The organism is Stenotrophomonas sp. STK16_22 (assembly GCF_051984505.1).
GTDB lineage: Bacteria > Pseudomonadota > Gammaproteobacteria > Xanthomonadales > Xanthomonadaceae > Stenotrophomonas > Stenotrophomonas maltophilia_A.
The window spans coordinates 3,026,831-3,045,652 of the sequence record NZ_CP196972.1 but is presented as its reverse complement, the minus strand read 5'-3'; the positions used below and the strand labels follow the sequence as shown (position 1 = coordinate 3,045,652).

Below are 18,822 nucleotides of genomic sequence, written 5' to 3'. Positions count from 1 at the left end.
GCTTAGAGGCCGGCCCAGGCTTCCACTTCCTCGACGAAGTGGTGCACGTCCAGGTAGCGGTTGTAGAGCGGGGTGGGCGAAATACGGATCACGTCGGGCTCGCGCCAGTCGCCGAGCACGCCGATGCCGCGCAGGTGTTCGAATAGTGCGCGGCCACGTTCGCGGCCACCGATCACGCGCAGCGACAGCTGGCAGCCGCGGCGCTGCGGGTCAGCCGGCGTGATGATGTCCAGCACGCTGGACAGGCGCGCGCGCACCAGCGCTTCGAGCATGCCGGTCAGCGCCAGCGACTTGCTGCGCAGCGCTTCCATGCCGGCACGCTCGAACAGGTCCAGCGATGCACGCAGCGGGGCCAGGCCGAGGATCGGTGGGTTGCTCAGCTGCCAGCCCTCGGCGCCGATGGCCGGGGTGAACTGCGGCGCCATCTGGAAACGGGTGGATTCCTCATGGCCCCACCAGCCGGCAAAGCGCGGCAGGGTGGTGTCGCGGTGATGGCGCTCGTGGACGAAGGCGCCGGCCACCGCGCCCGGGCCGCTGTTGAGGTACTTGTAGTGGCACCACACGGCGAAATCAGGGGCCACGTCATGCAGGCGCAGCGGCAGGTTGCCGACCGAGTGTGCCAGGTCGAAGCCGATACGCGCGCCCTGCAGACGTGCGGCGCGGGTGATCGCATCGAGGTCGAAGGCCTGGCCGGTGCGGTACTGCACGCCAGGCCACAGCACCAGCGCCAGGCGTGAACCGTGCTCGGCGATGGCATGCTCGATCGCGGTCAGTGAAATCGTGCCATTGGCTTCGTCCGGTTGCACTTCCACCAGGCATTCGGCCGGGTCGAAGCCATGGAAGCGGATCTGTGCTTCCACCGCGTGGCGATCGGTCGGGAATGCGCCGGCTTCCATCAGGATCACCGGGCGCTGCGTGGTCGGCCGGTAGAAGCTGACCATCATCAGGTGCAGGTTCACGCTCAGCGTGTTCATCGCTACCACTTCGCTGGGCAGCGCACCGACCACGCGGGCCAGCTGCGCGCTCACCAGGCGGTGGTAGGACAGCCACTGCGTCGGGCCGGTGAAGTGGCCTTCCACCGCCAGCTCGCCCCACTGCTTCATCACTTCCTGCACGGCCGCCTGCGCGCCACGCGGCTGCAGGCCCAGCGAGTTGCCGACGAAGTAGGTCTGCTCGCCGCCGCCATGGCGCGGAATCAGGAATTCATTGCGCAGCGGGCGCAGCGGATCGGCGGCGTCCAGGGCAATGGCGTGGGTGCGGCTGAGCAGGTCGGACATGGTCGGGCAACAGGCTGCAACGGGACCGCCAGTGTAGCGCCTGGGGCATGGCCCGGTAGCTGCCAACCCAACGCCAGCGCCGCATGACCCGGTTGTCGCCAACCTTGGTTGGCGCACGTACAAGCAAGCGCCCACCAAGGTGGGCAACTACCAGAGCGGGGGCAAGCGCCCACCAAGGTGGGCATCTACCAGAGCGGGGGCGAGCATGCGCCCACCGAGGTGGGGAACTACCGTTCGATGGCTCAGCCGACCGCTGGCACCGGCAGCGGGTCCACGTGCCCGCACTGGCTGCAGGTACGCAGTTCCAGGCTGGCGTGATAGCGCGCAAACACCTTGGGCAGGTCGGTCTCGATGTTCTGCAGCGGGAAATACTCTTCGTGCAGCTTGTGGTTGCAGCGCTCGCAGTGCCAGATCACGCCGTCCATCTCGTGCGGCAGGCGCTTGCGCTCGACCACCAGACCGATACCACCGGGCGGGCGCCGCGGCGAGTGCGGAACCTTTGCCGGCAGCAGGAAGATCTCGCCGGCGCGGATCGGAATGTCGCGCACCGCGCCGTCTTCCTGCACCTTCAGCACCATCTCGCCTTCGAGCTGGTAGAACCACTCCGGGCCTTCGTCGTAGTGGAAGTCGGTACGCGAGTTCGGCCCGCCCACCACCATCACGATGAAGTCGCCGTTGTCGATCATCTTGTTGCCCACCGGCGGCTTCAGCAGGTGGCGGTTTTCTTCGATCCAGGCGTGCAGGTTGATCGGCGAAGCGAGCATGGTGGTCATCCGTAAGGGATCAGTCGCGCTTGCCCTTGCGCGGGACGTAGGACAGGGCCTTTTCATAGGCGGGCTGCAGCTCTTCCTGCGAACCGACGTCGATGCCCATCTCGCGCACGCGTCCGTCCTTCAGGCTGTAGACCCAGCCGTGCACCATCAGCTTCTGGCCGCGGGCCCAGGCGTCCTGCACGATGGTCGAGCGGCACAGGTTGGCCACCTGCTCGATCACGTTCAGTTCGCACAGGCGTGCGTGCTTGAGCTCGTCGGTCTCGATCGCATCGAGGATGCCGGTGTGCTTCTGCATCACGTCGCCAACGTGGCGCAGCCAGTTGTCGGCCAGGCCGACGCGGGTGTTGTGCAGGCAGGCATGCACGCCGCCGCAGCCGTAGTGGCCGACGATCAGGATGTGCTTCACCTTCAGCTGGTCCACCGCGTACTGCACCACGCTCAGGCAGTTCAGATCGGTGTGGGCGACCACGTTGGCGACGTTGCGGTGCACGAACACTTCACCCGGGGCCATGCCGATGATCTGGTTGGCCGGTACGCGCGAATCGGAACAGCCGATCCACAGGTATTCGGGGTGCTGCTGCTTGGCGAGCTGGTGGAAGAACTCGGGGTCTTCCTTCTCGATCCGGTCGGCCCAGTCGCGGTTGTTCTGCAGGAGTTTGTGGATGTCTTTCATGTATGGGTCCCTGGCGTCGGGTGGGGGCTCGCCGCAGCCGTCCGGCTGCGTCGTCGCGGGAATCTGGGGCGTTCAGTCGCTGCGGGCAGCCTGTTCGCGGTGCCAGCGCATCCACTGCGCCAACTCGGTGGAAGCGGGGGTGCCCAACTGTTCCAGTTCGGCGATCACCGCGCGCTGGTTCGCATCGGGATGGTTCTGGCTCAGCTTGAGCTTCAGCTGCACCTGTTCGACCTGGAAACGGAAGCCGACGATGGCGCGCAGCTCCGGGCCATGCTCGGCACGCGTGGGATCGAAATGCCAAGCCTGTCCGACACTGGCTTCGAAGCGATCGCTGATCGCGCCGACCAGTTCGGCCAGCGCTTCGGCATCGTCGAACGTCTGCAGCTGGCCGCGCAGTTCGGCGGCGGCGTAGTTCCAGGTGGGTACCCGCGCAGCGGGCTCCTTGTCCGGATACCAGCTGGCCGAGACGTAGCCATGCGGACCATCGATCAGTACCTTGGCCGCGCCGCGGTGGCGCGACTGCGGGTTGGCGCGCGCCCAGTGGCCGCGCAGTTCGATCTGGTCGCCGTCACGCCGGTACAGCACCGGCATCCGGGTCAGCTCCGGCAGGCCATCGCTGCCGGGCGTAAGCAAGGTAACGAACGGGTCGCGCGCCAGCAGGCGGTCCAGCCAGAGCAGGTCGGTCTCGGCGAAGGCGCGCGGGGTGAACATGCAGGGGTCAGGCGCGCCCGCCCAGCGACTGGATCATGCGGCCGCGCAGGCCCTCGTCGCTGTCGGCCTGCGGCGGCTGCACTTCGCGCAGGCTGAAGCCGCGCACCAGCGCGTCTTCCTCGTCCAGGCCGTCGTACTCGACGAATTCGGCGTCGAACAGCTGCGAACGCGCGGTGTCTTCGCTGTCATAGCTCAGCGTGTTGCCATCGCTGTCGAGCACTTCGGCGGTGCCGGCCGGGCGCACGCGCAGGCGCGCCCAGATCAGGGTGTTGCCGAGGCTGGCCAGCCACCAGCTGTCGCGCGAGGCGGTGATGTCATTCATGGATGTGTTACCAGAGCGAGGCCAGCCAGAGCAGGGCGGCCATGCCCAGTCCGGCCAGCAGGGTCAGCAGCGATACCCAGGCCGGCGTCGCCAGCCCGGACAGCGAGCGGTCCGGCTGCTGGCGATAGTCACGGCGCAGCAGCCAGGCCAGGGCATCGGGCTTGAGGAAGGCACCGCTGCCGAAGCGCTCGGCGAGCGCCGGATGGCGATCGCGTACGTGCACCAGGGTCAGCGGCCAGAAGATCACGAAGGCACTGAACCCGGCCACTGCAACGCCGACGAAACAGAGGGCGAAGAACAGGGTCATGGGAGTGGTACCTCCGTGGTCGTGTGGGGCTTAGAAGTCCGCGCTGCCCGGGGCGCGCGGGTAGGGGATCGCATCGCGGATGTTGGACAGCCCGCAGACGTACACCACCAGGCGTTCGAAGCCCAGGCCGAAGCCGGCGTGCGGCACCGAACCATAGCGGCGGAAGTCGCGATACCAGCTGTAGTGCTCACGATCCAGGCCGAACTGGGCCATGCGCGCGTCCAGCACGTCCAGGCGCTCTTCGCGCTGGCTGCCGCCGATGATCTCGCCGATGCCCGGGGCCAGCACGTCCATCGCGGCAACGGTCTTGCCGTCGTCGTTCAGGCGCATGTAGAAGGCCTTGATGTGCTCCGGATAGTTGGTCACCACCACCGGGCGGCCGACGTGTTCTTCGGTCAGCCAGCGCTCGTGCTCGGTCTGCAGGTCCAGGCCCCATTCGACCGGGAAGTCGAACTTCTTGCCGGACTTCTGCAGCAGGCTGACCGCATCGGTGTAGTCGATGCGCTCGAACGGCGCATTGATGAAGTCTTCCAGCTTGGTGATCGCGTTCTTGTCCACGCGCTCGGCGATGAAGGCCAGGTCGTCGCCACGCTCGTTCAGCACCGCACGGAACAGGTACTTCAGGAACTCTTCGGCCAGGCGCGCGTCTTCGGCCAGGTCGGCGAAGGCGATTTCCGGCTCGATCATCCAGAACTCCGCCAGGTGGCGGGTGGTGTGGCTGTTCTCGGCGCGGAAGGTCGGGCCGAAGGTGTAGACCTTGCTCAGCGCCAGGCAGTAGGCCTCGACGTTCAGCTGGCCGGACACGGTCAGGAAGGTTTCCTTGCCGAAGAAGTCGCGGCTGAAATCGATCGCGCCCTTCTCGTCGCGCGGCAGGTTCACCATGTCCAGGGTGGACACGCGGAACATCTGGCCGGCGCCTTCGGCGTCGGAGGTGGTGATGATCGGGGTGCTGATCCAGTTGAAGCCGTTCTCGTGGAAGAAACGGTGCACTGCCTGGGCCAGGCAGTTGCGGATGCGGGTGACCGCGCCGAACAGGTTGGTGCGCGGGCGCAGGTGCGCCACTTCGCGCAGGAACTCCGGCGACATCGGCTTGGGCTGGATCGGGTAGGTGAGCGGGTCTTCGACCCAGCCGACCACTTCCAGCGTGCTGGCCTGGATCTCGAACGACTGGCCCTTGCCCTGCGACTTCACCAGAGTGCCGGTGGCGATGACCGAGCAGCCGCTGGTCAGGCGCTTGATCTCATCGAAGTTGGCCAGGCTGTCGCCGGCCACGACCTGGATCGGCGCGAAGCAGGAGCCGTCGCTCACATTCACGAAGGCCAGATTCGCTGAACCGCGCACCGTGCGCACCCATCCGCGTACCGTGACTTCGCCGCCTTCCGGGATCTTCCCGGCAAGCGCATGTTCAACGCTGACCACCGTCATGACTTGAATCCTCTGCTGATCGACTCGATCTGTGAACACGGGAGTTTACCGGTTGCAGCGTTCTGCTTGCGAGGCATTTTTCGTGGCAACGGCTCCTTATAATGTCCCCGTACCTCTGGAGTAGCCCCATGGCCGTCAGCCTGACCCCCATTGCCTTCGAGCGCGTGCAGCGCTTTGTCGCCCAGACCCCCGGCGCGCTGGGCCTGCGTTTCGGCGTGACCAAGACCGGTTGCTCGGGCTGGGGTCACATCACCGACCTGGCCCGCGACGAGCGCGAGGGCGATACCGTGTTCGACCAGGACGGCGTGAAGATCTACGTCGACGCCAAGAGCCTGGCGCTGGTGGACGGCACCGTGATCGACTTTGGCAAGCACGGCCTGAGCGAAACGTTCACGTTCAGCAACCCGAACGCCACCGCCGAGTGTGGCTGCGGTGAAAGCTTCACCACCGACGCCGACAAGGCCTGAGGGCTGGTTCTGGCGTCCGCCGGGCATGGCCGGGCGCTGGTAGATGCCGACCTTGGTCGGCAGGGAAGGGATCCACGGATGGAACGACCGCTTTTCATTTATCACCCCAACGCCTACGCCCTCTCCTTCGAAGAGGTCGACGGGGTCTGCGACTGCTGCGGTCAGCCGCGCACACTGCGCTACCGGGGGCCGTTCTACTCCGTTCTGAGCCCCGATTACCTGTGCCCCTGGTGTATCGCCGATGGCAGGGCAGCGGCCAGTTACGAGGGTGAATTCACCGGCTGGAGCGATATCGAAGGGGTATCCCCGGATCCGGCCGATCCGCCGCCGACCATCGCCCGTGAGCTGCTGCTGGAGATCTGCGAGCGCACCCCGGGCTACTCGTCCTGGCAGCAGTCGGTCTGGCTCAGCCATTGTGAGCGGCCCTGCGCCTTCCTCGGTTACGCCGGTAGCGAGGACCTCCAGCCCATCCTCGACGAGGTCCGGCCCGACGTGGTCGAGGTCAATCCGCGCGACGCCGACTGGGTGCTGGACCACCTGAGCCGGGACGGGGAGATGATTGGCTGCCTGTTCCAGTGCCTGGAATGCGGCCAGCACCGCCTTCATGTGGATCTGGGGTAGCCCGGTTCAGGTTGCCCTGTGGCCCGCCGGTTGCCCGGCCACCCCATCTGCGCCATAATGCGCGGCTTCCTGCCTTCCTGGCGGGAATCCTTGCCCCACCGCGGTCTCAACGGCGGGGGGCTGTCCGGCCGCGAGGCCACATCCGAAAGGTAGAAAAAACATGAGTCGTCATTACGAAATCGTGTTCATGGTCCACCCGGACCAGAGCGAGCAGGTCCCGGCCATGATCGAGCGCTACAAGTCGCTGGTCGAGAACGGCAACGGCACCATCCACCGTCTGGAAGACTGGGGCCGCCGCCAGCTGGCGTACCCGATCCAGAACCTGGTGAAGGCCCACTACGTGCTGATGAACATCGAAGCCGACCAGGCCGTTCTGAACGAACTGACCGAGAGCTTCCGCTTCAACGACGCCGTGCTGCGCAACCTGGTCATCAAGCGTGACGAGGCTGACACCGAGCAGTCGCTGATCATGAAGAGCAAGGACGAGAAGGGTGACAAGCCGGAGCGCGGTGAGCGCCGTCGTCGTGACGACGAAGAAGGCGAGTCCAACAACACCGCTGACAACGAAGCCGGCGACGACGCCGCTTCCGCCGCCTAAGGAGCCTTCCCATGTCCAAGTTCTTCCGTCGCCGCAAGTTCTGCAAGTTCACTGCTGAAGGTGTGAAGGAGATCGACTACAAGGATCTCAACACCCTGCGCCAGTACCTGACCGAGAACGGCAAGATCGTGCCGAGCCGCGTCACCGGTACCAAGTCGAAGTACCAGCGTCAGCTGGCGACCGCCGTCAAGCGCGCTCGCTTCCTGGCCCTGATCCCGTACACCGACAACCACGACGTCTGATGCCCGGCGGGGCGGCCCGGTGCCGCCCCCGCTGTGCCAGCTATTCGGACAGCCTTTGTTGCGGGGCATCGCCTCGCTAACGAATAACTTATCTGGAGCAATACCATGCAGCTGATCCTCCTGCAGAAAGTCACCAACCTCGGCAACCTGGGCGACCTGGTCGACGTGAAGCCGGGCTACGGCCGTAACTTCCTCGTGCCGCAGGGCAAGGCCGTTCCGGCCACCGAGAGCAACAAGGCCGAGTTCGAAGCCAAGCGCGCCGAATACGAAGCCAAGGCCCAGGCCATCCACGCTGACGCCGAAGGCCGCAAGGCCAAGCTGGAAGGCGCGAGCGTGACCATCGCCGCCAACGCTTCGACCGAAGGCAAGCTGTACGGCTCGGTTGGCCCGCGCGACATCGCCGAGGCCTTCACCGCCGCCGGCCTGCCGCTGGAAAAGAGCGAAGTCATCCTGGGCGAAGGCGCCTTCCGCAACATCGGCGAATACGACGTGCTGGTCCACCTGCACGCCGACGTCGAGACCACCGTCAAGGTCGTCGTCGTCGCCGAAGCCTGATCCCACGCCGCAAGGCCTGGCATCACCGCAGAACGGGCGCCCGCAAGGGTGCCCGTTTTGTTTTGTGGCTCCGGTTCGGGGTGTCGAGCGACGTCCGGCCGACGAGGCAGGGCTGGACAATGTTTCACGCCCATTCGTAGAACACGGCCACATCGGTATACTCAGGGCGTCACACCCGTTCCACGGGCATCGATCCCAACAGGATCAATGGCTTGGAGGGTAAACGCAGGCCGCTTGCCGGCCCCAGTCCGGAACCCCTATGCGTCTTTCCACGATCAAGCTGTCCGGCTTCAAGTCGTTCGTCGATCCGACCACCCTGCACCTGCCGACCAACATGACCGGCGTGGTGGGCCCCAATGGCTGCGGCAAGTCGAACATCATCGACGCCGTGCGCTGGGTCATGGGCGAGAGCTCGGCCAGCCGCCTGCGTGGCGACTCGCTGACCGACGTGATCTTCTCCGGCTCCAACGCCCGCAAGCCGGTGTCGCAGGCCACGGTCGAGCTGATCTTCGACAACTCCGACCACACGATTTCCGGCGAGTACGCCTCGTTCAACGAGATCTCGGTCAAGCGCACGGTCAGCCGCGACGGCACCAGCAACTATTACCTCAACGGCACCAAGTGCCGTCGCCGCGACATCACCGACCTGTTCCTCGGCACCGGCCTGGGCCCGCGCAGCTACTCGATCATCGAGCAGGGCATGATCAGCCAGATCATCGAGGCGCGCCCGGAAGACCTGCGCGTGTACCTGGAGGAGGCGGCCGGCATCTCCAAGTACAAGGAGCGCCGCAAGGAGACCGAGACCCGCATCCGCCACACCCGCGAGAACCTGGACCGGCTGGGCGACCTGCGCGACGAGATCAGCAAGCAGCTCGAACACCTCAAGCGCCAGGCCAGGCAGGCTGAGCAGTACCAGGCCCTGCAGGAAGAGCGCCGGGTCAAGGATGCCGAGTGGAAGGCCCTGGAATTCCGCGGGTTGGACGGTCGCCTGTCCAAGCTGCGCGAAGGGCTGTCGCAGGAAGAGACCAAACTGCAGCAGCTGATCGCCGACCAGCGTGACGCCGAGGCCCGCATCGAGACCTCGCGCGTGCGCCGCGAAGAGGCCGCCGATGCGCTGAACACCGCGCAGGCCGCAGTCTACCAGGTCGGCAGCACGCTGGCGCGCCTGGAACAGCAGATCCAGCACCAGCGCGAACTGTCGCAGCGCCTGCACAAGGCGCGCGACGAGACCCGTCAGGCGTTGGCGGAACTGGGCCAGCACATCAGTGGTGATGAGGCCAAGCTGATGGTGCTGCGCGAAGCGGTGGAGGCCGCGACCCCGCAGCTGGAAGAGCTGCAGGAAGAGAACGAGATCAAGCAGGAAAGCCTGCGCGAGGCCGAAGACCGGCTGGCCAGCTGGCAGCAGCGCTGGGAGCAGCACACCTCGCAGAGTTCGGAGGCCTCGCGCGCCGGCGATGTCGAGCGCACGCGCGTGGACTACCTGGACAAGCAGATCCTCGACGCTGATCGGCGTCGTGAAGCGCTGGCCGCCGAACGCGCCGGGCTGGACGTGGACGCGCTGGAAGAAGCCTTCGAGCAGCTGCACCTGCAGCACGACACGCAGAAGACTGCGCTGGATGAATTGAGCGAAGACGTCGAGCTGCGCAAGCAGGGCGTGGCGGCCGTGCAGGAACAGCAGCGCAATGGCCAGAACGAACTGGCCGAACTGCGCAAGCAGGCCAACGGCCTGCGCGGTCGCCTTGCCTCGCTGGAAACCCTGCAGCAGGCCGCGCTGGGCCAGGAGCAGGGCGCTGCCGTGGCGTGGCTGAAGGCGCGTGGGCTGGATTCGGCAGCGCGTGTCGGCGAACGCCTGGACGTTGATGCCGGCTGGGAAAACGCGGTGGAAAGCGCGCTGGGCCAATTGATCGAAGGCGTGCTGGTTGATGATCCGGCCAGCTTGGTCGATGCGCTCGGCGAACTTGGCGAGGGCCACATCGCACTGGTCGCCAACGATGGCGCGGACCTGAAGGTCGCGCCAACCTCGCTGGCGGCCCGCGTGCGTGGCCCGGCCGCGATCCGTCGCCTGCTTGCGCACCTGCATGGTGCCAAGGACCTGTCCGAGGCGAAGGCTCTGCAGGCCAGCCTTCCGGAAGGCGATTCGATCATCACCCAGAGCGGCGAACGCCTGGGCCAGGGCTGGCTGCGTGTATCGCGCTCTGGTGCGGCCCAGCAGGGTGCGCTGCTGCGCGAACGTGAGATCAACGAGCTGCGCGAGCAGATCGAGCAACTGCAGGATCGCGAAGCCGAGCTGGAAGAACAGCTGAGTGGTTTCCGTGAGCAGTTGCAGGCCGCCGAGCAGCAGCGCGAAGACGCGCAGCGTGCGCTGTACCAGGCCCATCGTGCGGTCTCTGAACTGGCTGGCCAGTTGCAGGGACAGCAGGGCAAGGTGGAGGCGGCGCGAACGCGCATCGACCGCATCGAAGGTGAACTGAAGCAGCTGCAGGAAACGCTGGAAGCCAACAACGAGCAGGCGCGTGAAGCGCGCTCGCGGTTGGAAAACGCGGTCAGCAGCATGGGTGACCTGGAATCGACCCGGCAGCGGCTGGAGGGTGAGCGTCGCCAGCTGACCGAGGCCCGCGACCTGGCCAGAGACGCGGCGCGAGCGGTGCGCGAGCGCTCGCACTCGTTGGCCTTGACCCTGGAATCGCAGCGGGCGCAGCTGGCTTCACTGAGCCAGGCGTTGGAACGCATGGGTACCCAGCGCGGGCAGCTGGATTCGCGACTGGGCGAACTGCATTCGCAGCTGGACGAAGGTGATTCGCCGGTCGAGTCGCTGCAGGCCGAGCACCAGAACGCACTGGAAGAGCGTGTGCGGGCCGATCGCGTGCTGACCGAGGCGCGCACGCTGCTGGACGGCATCGACGCCGAGCTGCGCAATTACGAGCAGACCCGCCACCAGCGCGACGAACAGGCGCTGGCCCAGCGCGAGCGAATCTCGCAACGCAAGCTGGACCAGCAGGCGCTGGTGCTCAGCGCGGACACCCTGCAGGGCGCGGTGGAGAAGGCCGGGTTCGTGCTGCAGGACGTGCTCAACGCACTGCCCGAGGACGCCCGCCTGGGCGACTGGGAGCAGGCCGTGCACCAGATCGATGGCCGCATGCGCCGGCTGGAGCCGGTCAACCTGGCCGCCATCCACGAGTACGGCGAGGCTTCGCAACGCTCGGATTATCTGGATTCGCAGCACACCGACCTGACCACGGCGCTGGAAACCCTGGAAGATGCGATCCGCAAGATCGACCGCGAGACCCGCGGTCGTTTCAAGGACACCTTCGATCGTGTCAACGCTGGCGTGCAGGCGCTGTACCCGCGCCTGTTCGGTGGCGGCCACGCCTACCTGGAACTGACCGGTGAAGACCTGCTCGACACCGGTGTGACCATCATGGCGCGTCCGCCGGGCAAGCGCGTGTCCAGCATCTCGCTGCTGTCCGGCGGCGAGAAGGCGATGACCGCGGTGGCGCTGGTGTTCGCCATCTTCCAGCTCAACCCCGCGCCGTTCTGCCTGCTGGACGAGGTGGACGCGCCGCTGGACGAAGCCAACGTCGGCCGCCTGGCCAACATGGTCAAGGAAATGAGCGAAAAGGTGCAGTTCCTGTTCGTCAGCCACAACAAAGCGACGATGGAGGCCGCGCACCAGCTGTCGGGCGTGACCATGCGCGAGCCGGGCGTCAGCCGCCTGGTCAGCGTGGACCTGGAAGAAGCCGCGCGATTGGCGGGCGCGGCCTGACGTGCCATCCTAGTTACCTGAATGAACTAGCCGGAGAACCTATCGAATGTCCGACACGGCACTGTTGCGCATCGGCATCCTGGCCGCCGGCCTGCTGTTGATCGCCGCGATCTTCCTGTTTGGCCGTCCGAAAAAGAAGCCCCAGGGGCGCCGCGTGGAAGGCGCGGAACCGACCAGCGGCGAGCGCCGCGAGCCGGTACTGGGCGAAGAAGGCGTCGCCGTGGCCGATGGCCGCGTCGAACCGGGCATGGGCACGGAAGGCGAGCAGGCCGAACTTGGTCTGGGCGAAACCGACCCGGGCGCCAGTGATCTGGGCAAGCGCGCCACCCAGGATTTCGACAAGATCGTCTCCTTGTTCGTGGCTGCCCGGGCCGGCGAGCAGCTGCGTGGTGAGGACATCGTGGTGGCGGCTGAGAAGACTGGCCTGGTGTTCGGCCACATGAACGTGTTCCATCGCCTGGTGGAAGGCCACCCCGAGCGCGGCCCGATCTTCTCGATGGCCAGCATCATGAAGCCGGGCAGCTTCGACATGGCCAACATCCGTGCCATGGAAACCCCGGCCATCGCCTTCTTCCTGACCCTGCCGGCGCCGCTGACCGCGCTGGACGCCTGGGAGAAGATGCTGCCGACCGTGCAGCGCATGGCTGAACTGCTGGATGGCGTGGTGCTCGATGACAGCCGCAATGCCCTGGGCCGCCAGCGCATCGCACACATCCGTGACGAGCTGCGCGCCTACGACCGCCAGCACCAGGCCCCGCCGCTGACCAAGACCCCGCGCTGGTAAGCCCCCAACTGTAGAGTCGAGCCATGCTCGACTGCCTTTCTGTAGAGTCGAGCCATGCTCGACTTGCGGATCCCCGGGTAAGCCCCAGTCGAGCATCGCTCGACTCTACAGGGTCGGCCATCCCTGACTCGCCTCTAGGGCGATCGATCGAACCACCGGCACCAGGCAAACGGATGATCGCCGAGCTGTGCCGCCAGCCCGGCGCGCACAGGATTCGCTGCGATGTACAGAGCTTGGTTTCTCAGGGACTCATCACATCGCACAGCGTGATCATGGTAACCACGCTGCCAGAGCGGCCCGTCGATGCCTATGAGTCGGCTGCAGCGGGATTTCATCATCTGGACCGACGCGGCAAGGGTTCCTGAGCGCAGTTGCATCAACCAATGCACATGATCTGGCATGACCGCCCATGCGAGGTTAAGGCATCGACCCTCCTGCTGAATCCACTGCAGGCCCGCTACAACGACGGCGGCCTGGTGTGGATCATCAAAGTGCCGATGGCGCTGGTGAGTGACGGTGGTGATCGCGTAGACGTTCCGCAGTTGCGACCAGCGGCCTCTCAGGAGACGTGGACTGGGCATGCCTCAGCATTGGCTGGCCGAGGCAGCTTGGATATCGCTTGAGTGCGGTAAGGCTTGTAGGGAAGGCCCCAGTCGAGCATGGCTCGACTCTACAGGGGCCCAGGTCGGCACCCACAACAGTAGATCCACGCCATGCGTGGATGGGGCGAACCAAGGTTCGCCCCCACCAACAGGATCAGGCCGGCACGCCGGCCACCTTCGCGAACGCATGGCGGAACGCGGCCATTTCTTCTTCGGTGCCGACGGTCACGCGCACGCGCTGTGGCCAGATCGGCCAGCTGCGTCCGATCACCACGCCGTTGTCCGCCATCGCCTTGGCGAACGCGCTGCCATCGCGTTGCACGTCGACCACGAAGCAGTTTGCTTCCGACGGCACGCAGCGGAAACCACGCTTGCCCAGCCACGCGATGGTGGCCTGGCGCACCTTGGCATTCTGCAGGCGGCGCTGTGGAATCAACTGCGGATCGCGCAGGCTGGCCAGTGCCGCCGCCAGCGCCGGCACCGGCAGCGGGTTGTCGCCCAGGCTGGCCAGTTCGCGCAGGCGGTCGGGATGTGCGGTCGCCACGCCCAGGCGCAGGCCGGCCATGCCATATAGCTTGGAGAACGTGCGCAACACGATCAGGTCATCGCGCTGCGCCACCTGCGCGATCAGGCTCGGCTGTTCGCTGTACTGCAGATACGCCTCGTCCAACAGCACGCGGGTGGAAGCGGGCTTGTGGGCCAGCAGCCAGGCGAGCTCATCCGGTGGGCTGATCGAGCCGGTCGGGTTGTTCGGGTTGCACACATACAGCAGCCCGGTCGGGCGTGCGTGTGCGGCGGCGACCATCGCACGCAGGTCGTGTGCACCGTCCTCGCGCAGCGGCACTTTCTGCACGTGTGCACCGTGTGCGGCGGCGACCTCGCCCAGCGTCTCGAAGGTCGGGTCGGCCACTACCAGCCCCGCCTGCGGGCCGGTCCATAGCACGGCGGCGCGGTTCAGCGGCTCGCTGGAACCCGGATACAGCCGCACGTGATCAGCCGGGATGCGGGCCTGTTCGATGAAGGCATCGCGCACCTGGCCCGCCAGTTCGAAGCGGTAGCGGCCGCAGCTGGCGATGCTGTCGCGCGCCGCCTGCTGGGCGGCGGGCGAGGGGCCATACGGGCATTCGTTGAAGTTCAGTAGTACGGCGCCTTCGGCAGGGGCTGGGGCGGCGGCTGTCGCGGGTTGGGCATGGCCGAGCTGCGGCAGCCCGGTGCCGGCGACGGCGAGGCCAGCACCAGCCAGTTGCAGGAAGCGTCGACGGGAAGCGGGCAGGGTCACGGGCGGGATTCCGAAGGGAAGACCGTCGCACGCTAGCGCCGGTGGGGATGGGCGGCAAGCTGCTCTTCTGCGGAGTCGAACCATGTTCGACTGTAAATGTGCCAACCAAGGTTGGCACCTACCAGAGCTGGGGAGTGGTTGGCACCTACCAGAGCGGGAGGGTGGTTGGCACGTACCAGAGCTGGGGAGTGGTTGGCACGTACCAGGATGGGGGAGTGGTTGGCACCTGCCAGAGCGAGGGAGCACCAGTCGAGCAAGCTCGACGCTACAAAGGCGGGAGCGTTACAGGGCCTGACGGTCGGGCGCGGTAGAATCCCCGGCCATCCCAGAACCACCGGATCCCGATGAGCCCCAGCCCCGCCGAACGCGCCGAAGACCTTCGCCGGCAGATCGCCCAGGCCAACCGCGCCTACCATGAGCTGGACGCGCCGGAGATCCCCGACGTCGACTACGACCGGATGGTGCGCGAGCTGGAAGCGCTGGAGCGCGAGCATCCGGAGCTGGCCCGTGCCGACAGCCCGACCCAGCAGGTCGGTGCGCGCCCCTCCGGCCGCTTCCCGGAAGTGCGCCACGCGGTGCCGATGCTGTCGCTGTCCAATGCCTTCAGCGACGAGGAAGTGGCGGATTTCGTACGCCGCATCGACGAGCGCCTGGGCCGCCGCAGCCTGCGGTTCTCGGCCGAGCCGAAGATGGACGGCCTGGCGATCAGCCTGCGCTACGAGGACGGTCATTTCGTACTCGGCGCGACCCGCGGCGATGGCAGTACCGGCGAGGACGTTACCGCCAACCTGCGCGAGATCGGTGATATTCCCAAGCGGCTGCACGGCAAGGACTGGCCGGATGTGCTGGAGGTGCGTGGCGAGGTCTACATGGCCCGCGCCGACTTCGAGTCCTACAACGAACGTGCGCGCCTGCAGGGCGGCAAGGTACTGGCCAACCCGCGCAACGCCGCCGCCGGTTCGCTGCGCCAGCTCGACCCGAAGATCAGTGCGCAGCGCCGGCTGAGTTTCTTCGCCTACGGCACCGGCGAAGTGCAGGGCGGCGAGCTGCCGGACACCCATTCGGGCACACTGGCCAAGCTCGGTGCCTGGGGCTTCCCGGTCAGTGAGCTGTGCAAGGTCGTGGAAGGCACCGACGGCCTGCTCGGCTACTACCGCGATATCGGTGAGCGCCGCGATGGCCTGCCGTTCGATATCGATGGCGTGGTCTACAAGCTGGATGACCGCGCCGGCCAGCAGGCCATGGGCTTCGTTTCGCGTGCGCCGCGCTGGGCCATCGCGCACAAGTTCCCGGCACAGGAACAGAGCACTACGGTAGAGGCGATCGAGATCCAGATCGGCCGCACCGGTGCAGCCACACCGGTCGCGCGGCTGGCGCCGGTGGCGGTGGCCGGCGTGATCGTGTCCAACGCCACGTTGCACAACGCCGACCAGATCGCACGCCTGGATGTGCGCGTGGGTGACAGCGTGATCGTGCGCCGCGCCGGTGATGTGATTCCGGAAGTGGTCAGCGTCATCCTCGACCGCCGCCCGCAGGGCACCACGCCGTGGCAGATGCCGACGCGCTGCCCGGTGTGCGGCTCGGAGATCGTGCGTGAGGAGGGGGCGGCGGCGTGGCGTTGTTCGGGCGAACTGTCCTGCCCGGCGCAGCGCAAGGAAGCCATTGCCCATTTCGCCTCGCGCCGCGCCATGGACATCGATGGTCTCGGCGACAAGTACATCGAAACCCTGGTCGACGCGGGCATCGTCAAGAGCGTGGCCGACCTGTACCGGCTCAGCCGCGATACGCTGCTGCACCTGAAGCTGGTGCTGGACGCCGAGGAGCCGTCGGCGCTGGCAGCGGCGCTGAAGCTGCACCTTCCCGCCGAGGGCAGTGGTGCGGTGCTCAATGCGGTGCTCAAGCTGGACGGCAACGATCCGGGCTGGCGCGCGCAGGCGCTGGCGCAGCCGGCCAGCTTCGAATGGAACACGAAGAAGATCGCCACCAAGTGGGCCGACAACCTGATCGCAGCGATCGACGCCAGCCGTGCGGCCACGCTGGAGCGCGTGCTGTTCGCGCTTGGCATCGAGCACGTGGGCGAGAGCACGGCCAAGGCGCTGGCGCAGTGGTTCGGTGACCTGGAGCTGATCCGCCACCTGCCGTGGCCGTTGTTCAAGCGTGTGCCGGACATCGGTGGCGAAGTGGCGCGTTCGCTTGGCCACTTCTTCGAGCAGCAGGGCAACCAGCAGGCCATCGATGACCTGCTGCAGGTCGGCCAGGTGCGCATCAGCGACGTGCATGCGCCCAGTGCCAAGCTGCGCGACGGGCTGGATCTGGCGCAGTTGCTGGTCGAGTCGGAGATCCCCGGCATCACCCGTCTGCGCGCCGAAAAGCTGGTGGCTGCGCTTCCCGGCGCACAGGCGGTGCTCGATGCCGAGCATGGCCAGTTCGTCAACGCCGGCCTGCCCGATGACACCGCGCGCGGTCTGGCCGAATGGCTGGACGCTGATGGCCACGGTGCGATGCTGTTGGCCGCCGAGAACGCGATGCGGGAGATCCTGGCCAAGGCGCCGGCGCTGGCCGAGATCGTGGCGGGTCCGCTGGATGGGCAGACCGTGGTGCTGACCGGCACCCTGGCCCAGCTCACCCGCGATGCCGCCAAGGAACGCCTGGAAGCGCTGGGTGCCAAGGTCTCCGGCAGTGTGTCGAAGAAGACCAGCTTCGTGGTGGCCGGTACCGAGGCCGGCTCCAAGCTGGACAAGGCACAGTCGCTGGGCGTGCCGGTGTGGGATGAGGACCGCCTGCTGGCCTATCTTGCCGAACACGAATGATGACGCCGCCGGGTGCCCGGCACCCGGCATGAAGCACAAAGGAACACCGATGCAGACTGCCCCACTGGATTTCCGCCTGGCCACCCGTGCCGACGAAGAACTGTTGATCGCGTTGATGCGCGAGTTCTATGCCGAAGACAGGATCGACTTCGACGACGCGCGCGTGCGTCGCGGCGTGGATGCGCTGCTGGCCGACCCACGCAACGGCGAAGTGCTGCTGTGGCTGGACGAGGCGGCCGAGGTGGTCGGTTACGCAGTGATCGCGATGGGCTTCAGCCTGGAGCAGGGCGGCCACTTCATGCTGCTGGACGAGCTGTACCTGAGCCATCGTGCGCGTGGTCGCGGCCGCGGCAAGCAGGCGCTGGCCATCTGCGAACAGCGGGCACGGGGCCGCGGCGTAAGCCGCCTGCGCCTGGAAGTGAACCATCACAACGAGCTGGCCCGTCGCCTCTATCTGGCGAGCGGTTACATCGATGACACCCGCGATCTGCTGACCCTGCCGCTGGACCACCCGCGCCCGGAGGGCATCCTGTGAGCGAGGCCCTGCTGCGCGCGCTGCAGCAGCGCGCCGCGCTCAATGCGCTGGTCCGCCGCTTCTTCGCCGAACGCGATGTGCTGGAGGTGGAGACGCCGATCCTGTCGGTGGCCGGCAACACCGAGCCGAACATCGACAGCTTCCACACCGATTTCACCGGCCATGTCGATGCCGGTGGCCGCCGCCGCTGGCTGCGCACCTCGCCGGAGTATCCGCTCAAGCGCCTGCTGGCGGCGGGCGTGGGTGACTGTTACGAACTGGGCCGGGTGTTCCGCAACGGCGAGGCGGGCGGCCGCCACAATCCGGAATTCACCATGCTGGAGTGGTACCGGGTCGGTTGGGACCACCATCGTCTGGTGCAGGAAACCGCCGAGCTGGTCGGCCAGGCGCTGGCCCTGGTCGGGCGCAGTGCGACGCTGCGTGTGCTCAGTTACCGCGAGCTGTTCCAGCAGTACGTGGGTGTGGATCCGTTCGATGCCGATGAGGCCGCGTTGCGTGCCGCGCTGGGCGAGGTACATATCGACCCGGTCGGGCTGACCCGCGATGACTGGCTGGATCTGCTGATGACCCATCATATCCAGCCGCATTTCGATGACGCGGTGATGACCGTGGTCCATGATTGGCCTGCCAGCCAGGCCGCACTGGCACGCATTCGAGCCGGCACGCCGCCGCTGGCCGAGCGTTTCGAGCTTTATCTGGGGGCCGTGGAACTGGCCAACGGCTATCACGAACTGAACGACGCGCACGAACAGCGTGCGCGATTCCAGCGTGACCTGCAGCGCCGCCATGAGCGGGGCCAGGTGCAACCGTCCGTGGATGAGGCGCTGCTGTCGGCGTTGCCATCGATGCCTGCCTGCGCTGGCGTGGCGGTGGGTGTCGATCGGTTGTTGATGGCGATGAACCGCACGCCGCGTATCGCCGATGTGCTGGCCTACGACTTCGCCCACGCGTGAGCGCGGTGCGCACGTTCCTGAACATCCAAGACTGAACGGAATTCCGCGTTTCCGCGCTTGCTTCGGTAAGCAGGATGATGCTCTTATCACGGCAGATGCCGGACACTGGCACGCAGTTCATCCAT

19 protein-coding genes are annotated in these 18,822 nt (G+C 66.6%); 10 read left to right on the top strand and 9 right to left on the bottom strand.

The genetic code is table 11. From position 1 onward, the window contains the following. Nucleotides 1-2 precede the first annotated feature (2 nt). From kynU to asnS, 7 genes are all read right to left on the bottom strand, one after another. Nucleotides 3-1,277 (bottom strand): kynureninase, encoded by a 1,275-nt coding sequence (gene kynU / locus ACSYAO_RS14305; protein ID WP_149909401.1) that lies wholly within the window; start codon nt 1,275-1,277, stop codon nt 3-5. Nucleotides 1,278-1,519: 242 nt separating this feature from the next. Next, nucleotides 1,520-2,041, bottom strand: coding sequence for a 3-hydroxyanthranilate 3,4-dioxygenase (locus tag ACSYAO_RS14300; protein WP_149909400.1), 522 nt, complete (start codon nt 2,039-2,041; stop codon nt 1,520-1,522). A gap of 19 nt (nt 2,042-2,060) precedes the next feature. After that, nucleotides 2,061-2,723: a carbonate dehydratase gene (can, locus tag ACSYAO_RS14295; RefSeq protein ID WP_014037740.1), complete on the bottom strand. Its 663-nt coding sequence runs from the start codon at nt 2,721-2,723 to the stop codon at nt 2,061-2,063. A gap of 72 nt (nt 2,724-2,795) precedes the next feature. Beyond that, nucleotides 2,796-3,434 carry an FMN-binding negative transcriptional regulator gene (locus tag ACSYAO_RS14290; protein ID WP_149909399.1) on the bottom strand — a complete coding sequence of 213 codons (639 nt, stop codon included), beginning with the start codon at nt 3,432-3,434 and terminating at the stop codon, nt 2,796-2,798. Nucleotides 3,435-3,441: 7 nt separating this feature from the next. Continuing rightward, nucleotides 3,442-3,756, bottom strand: a complete 315-nt coding sequence (locus tag ACSYAO_RS14285) for a hypothetical protein (protein ID WP_149909398.1) — start codon at nt 3,754-3,756, stop codon at nt 3,442-3,444. A gap of 7 nt (nt 3,757-3,763) precedes the next feature. Then, nucleotides 3,764-4,063 (bottom strand): hypothetical protein, encoded by a 300-nt coding sequence (locus tag ACSYAO_RS14280; RefSeq protein ID WP_005417403.1) that lies wholly within the window; start codon nt 4,061-4,063, stop codon nt 3,764-3,766. Between the two features lie 30 nt (nt 4,064-4,093). Further along, on the bottom strand, nt 4,094-5,488 hold the full coding sequence (gene asnS / locus ACSYAO_RS14275; protein WP_049400203.1) for an asparagine--tRNA ligase: 1,395 nt from the start codon (nt 5,486-5,488) through the stop codon (nt 4,094-4,096). 128 nt (nt 5,489-5,616) lie between these two features. Between asnS and ACSYAO_RS14270 the strand changes: the two genes are divergently transcribed. From ACSYAO_RS14270 to zipA, 7 genes are all read left to right on the top strand, one after another. Then, nucleotides 5,617-5,955: a HesB/IscA family protein gene (locus ACSYAO_RS14270; RefSeq protein ID WP_006376495.1), complete on the top strand. Its 339-nt coding sequence runs from the start codon at nt 5,617-5,619 to the stop codon at nt 5,953-5,955. Between the two features lie 78 nt (nt 5,956-6,033). Next, a complete protein-coding gene (locus ACSYAO_RS14265; RefSeq protein WP_049463164.1) occupies nt 6,034-6,576 on the top strand; it encodes a CbrC family protein in 543 nt (180 codons plus the stop codon). A gap of 160 nt (nt 6,577-6,736) precedes the next feature. After that, nucleotides 6,737-7,174, top strand: coding sequence for a 30S ribosomal protein S6 (gene rpsF / locus ACSYAO_RS14260; protein WP_005410228.1), 438 nt, complete (start codon nt 6,737-6,739; stop codon nt 7,172-7,174). Nucleotides 7,175-7,185: 11 nt separating this feature from the next. After that, complete coding sequence (gene rpsR, locus ACSYAO_RS14255; RefSeq protein ID WP_002804494.1) at nt 7,186-7,416, top strand: 30S ribosomal protein S18; 231 nt, start codon at nt 7,186-7,188, stop codon at nt 7,414-7,416. 105 nt (nt 7,417-7,521) lie between these two features. Then, the gene (gene rplI, locus ACSYAO_RS14250) at nt 7,522-7,971 is read left to right on the top strand and encodes a 50S ribosomal protein L9 (protein WP_005410227.1); all 450 of its coding nucleotides are present in this window, start codon (nt 7,522-7,524) and stop codon (nt 7,969-7,971) included. 259 nt (nt 7,972-8,230) lie between these two features. Beyond that, entirely contained in the window at nt 8,231-11,734 is a 3,504-nt protein-coding gene (gene smc, locus ACSYAO_RS14245; protein ID WP_049463165.1) for a chromosome segregation protein SMC, read from the top strand. A 46-nt stretch (nt 11,735-11,780) separates the two neighbouring features. Continuing rightward, nucleotides 11,781-12,518: a cell division protein ZipA gene (gene zipA / locus ACSYAO_RS14240; protein ID WP_049463166.1), complete on the top strand. Its 738-nt coding sequence runs from the start codon at nt 11,781-11,783 to the stop codon at nt 12,516-12,518. Nucleotides 12,519-12,652: 134 nt separating this feature from the next. Here the strand turns inward: zipA and ACSYAO_RS14235 are convergent, their stop codons facing one another. Continuing rightward, nucleotides 12,653-13,099, bottom strand: a complete 447-nt coding sequence (locus tag ACSYAO_RS14235; protein WP_080103081.1) for an REP-associated tyrosine transposase — start codon at nt 13,097-13,099, stop codon at nt 12,653-12,655. A 175-nt stretch (nt 13,100-13,274) separates the two neighbouring features. Beyond that, a complete protein-coding gene (locus ACSYAO_RS14230; protein WP_049463169.1) occupies nt 13,275-14,399 on the bottom strand; it encodes a pyridoxal phosphate-dependent aminotransferase in 1,125 nt (374 codons plus the stop codon). 338 nt (nt 14,400-14,737) lie between these two features. On the opposite strand from ACSYAO_RS14230, the gene ligA reads away from it, so the two are divergent. Genes ligA through epmA form a run of 3 tightly spaced genes read left to right on the top strand, consistent with a single transcriptional unit; the run spans nt 14,738 to nt 18,697 of the window. Beyond that, on the top strand, nt 14,738-17,209 hold the full coding sequence (gene ligA / locus ACSYAO_RS14225) for an NAD-dependent DNA ligase LigA (RefSeq protein WP_188348097.1): 2,472 nt from the start codon (nt 14,738-14,740) through the stop codon (nt 17,207-17,209). 49 nt (nt 17,210-17,258) lie between these two features. After that, complete coding sequence (locus ACSYAO_RS14220; RefSeq protein ID WP_005413904.1) at nt 17,259-17,744, top strand: GNAT family N-acetyltransferase; 486 nt, start codon at nt 17,259-17,261, stop codon at nt 17,742-17,744. Next, nucleotides 17,741-18,697, top strand: a complete 957-nt coding sequence (gene epmA / locus ACSYAO_RS14215; RefSeq protein WP_049463171.1) for an EF-P lysine aminoacylase EpmA — start codon at nt 17,741-17,743, stop codon at nt 18,695-18,697. Before ACSYAO_RS14220 ends, epmA begins: the two co-directional genes overlap by 4 nt. Nucleotides 18,698-18,822: the final 125 nt, after the last annotated feature.

Bases quoted from the DNA above. Each gene is read 5' to 3' on its own strand.
- ACSYAO_RS14300 (WP_149909400.1), bottom strand. From the start codon at position 2,041: ATGCTCGCTTCGCCGATCAACCTGCACGCCTGGATCGAAGAAAACCGC.
- smc (WP_049463165.1), top strand. From the start codon at position 8,231: ATGCGTCTTTCCACGATCAAGCTGTCCGGCTTCAAGTCGTTCGTCGAT.
- ACSYAO_RS14270 (WP_006376495.1), top strand. From the start codon at position 5,617: ATGGCCGTCAGCCTGACCCCCATTGCCTTCGAGCGCGTGCAGCGCTTT.
- ACSYAO_RS14285 (WP_149909398.1), bottom strand. From the start codon at position 3,756: ATGAATGACATCACCGCCTCGCGCGACAGCTGGTGGCTGGCCAGCCTC.
- ACSYAO_RS14220 (WP_005413904.1), top strand. From the start codon at position 17,259: ATGCAGACTGCCCCACTGGATTTCCGCCTGGCCACCCGTGCCGACGAA.
- rpsR (WP_002804494.1), top strand. From the start codon at position 7,186: ATGTCCAAGTTCTTCCGTCGCCGCAAGTTCTGCAAGTTCACTGCTGAA.
- kynU (WP_149909401.1), bottom strand. From the start codon at position 1,277: ATGTCCGACCTGCTCAGCCGCACCCACGCCATTGCCCTGGACGCCGCC.
- asnS (WP_049400203.1), bottom strand. From the start codon at position 5,488: ATGACGGTGGTCAGCGTTGAACATGCGCTTGCCGGGAAGATCCCGGAA.
- can (WP_014037740.1), bottom strand. From the start codon at position 2,723: ATGAAAGACATCCACAAACTCCTGCAGAACAACCGCGACTGGGCCGAC.
- ACSYAO_RS14280 (WP_005417403.1), bottom strand. From the start codon at position 4,063: ATGACCCTGTTCTTCGCCCTCTGTTTCGTCGGCGTTGCAGTGGCCGGG.
- rpsF (WP_005410228.1), top strand. From the start codon at position 6,737: ATGAGTCGTCATTACGAAATCGTGTTCATGGTCCACCCGGACCAGAGC.
- zipA (WP_049463166.1), top strand. From the start codon at position 11,781: ATGTCCGACACGGCACTGTTGCGCATCGGCATCCTGGCCGCCGGCCTG.
- ACSYAO_RS14265 (WP_049463164.1), top strand. From the start codon at position 6,034: ATGGAACGACCGCTTTTCATTTATCACCCCAACGCCTACGCCCTCTCC.
- rplI (WP_005410227.1), top strand. From the start codon at position 7,522: ATGCAGCTGATCCTCCTGCAGAAAGTCACCAACCTCGGCAACCTGGGC.
- ACSYAO_RS14235 (WP_080103081.1), bottom strand. From the start codon at position 13,099: ATGCCCAGTCCACGTCTCCTGAGAGGCCGCTGGTCGCAACTGCGGAAC.
- ACSYAO_RS14290 (WP_149909399.1), bottom strand. From the start codon at position 3,434: ATGTTCACCCCGCGCGCCTTCGCCGAGACCGACCTGCTCTGGCTGGAC.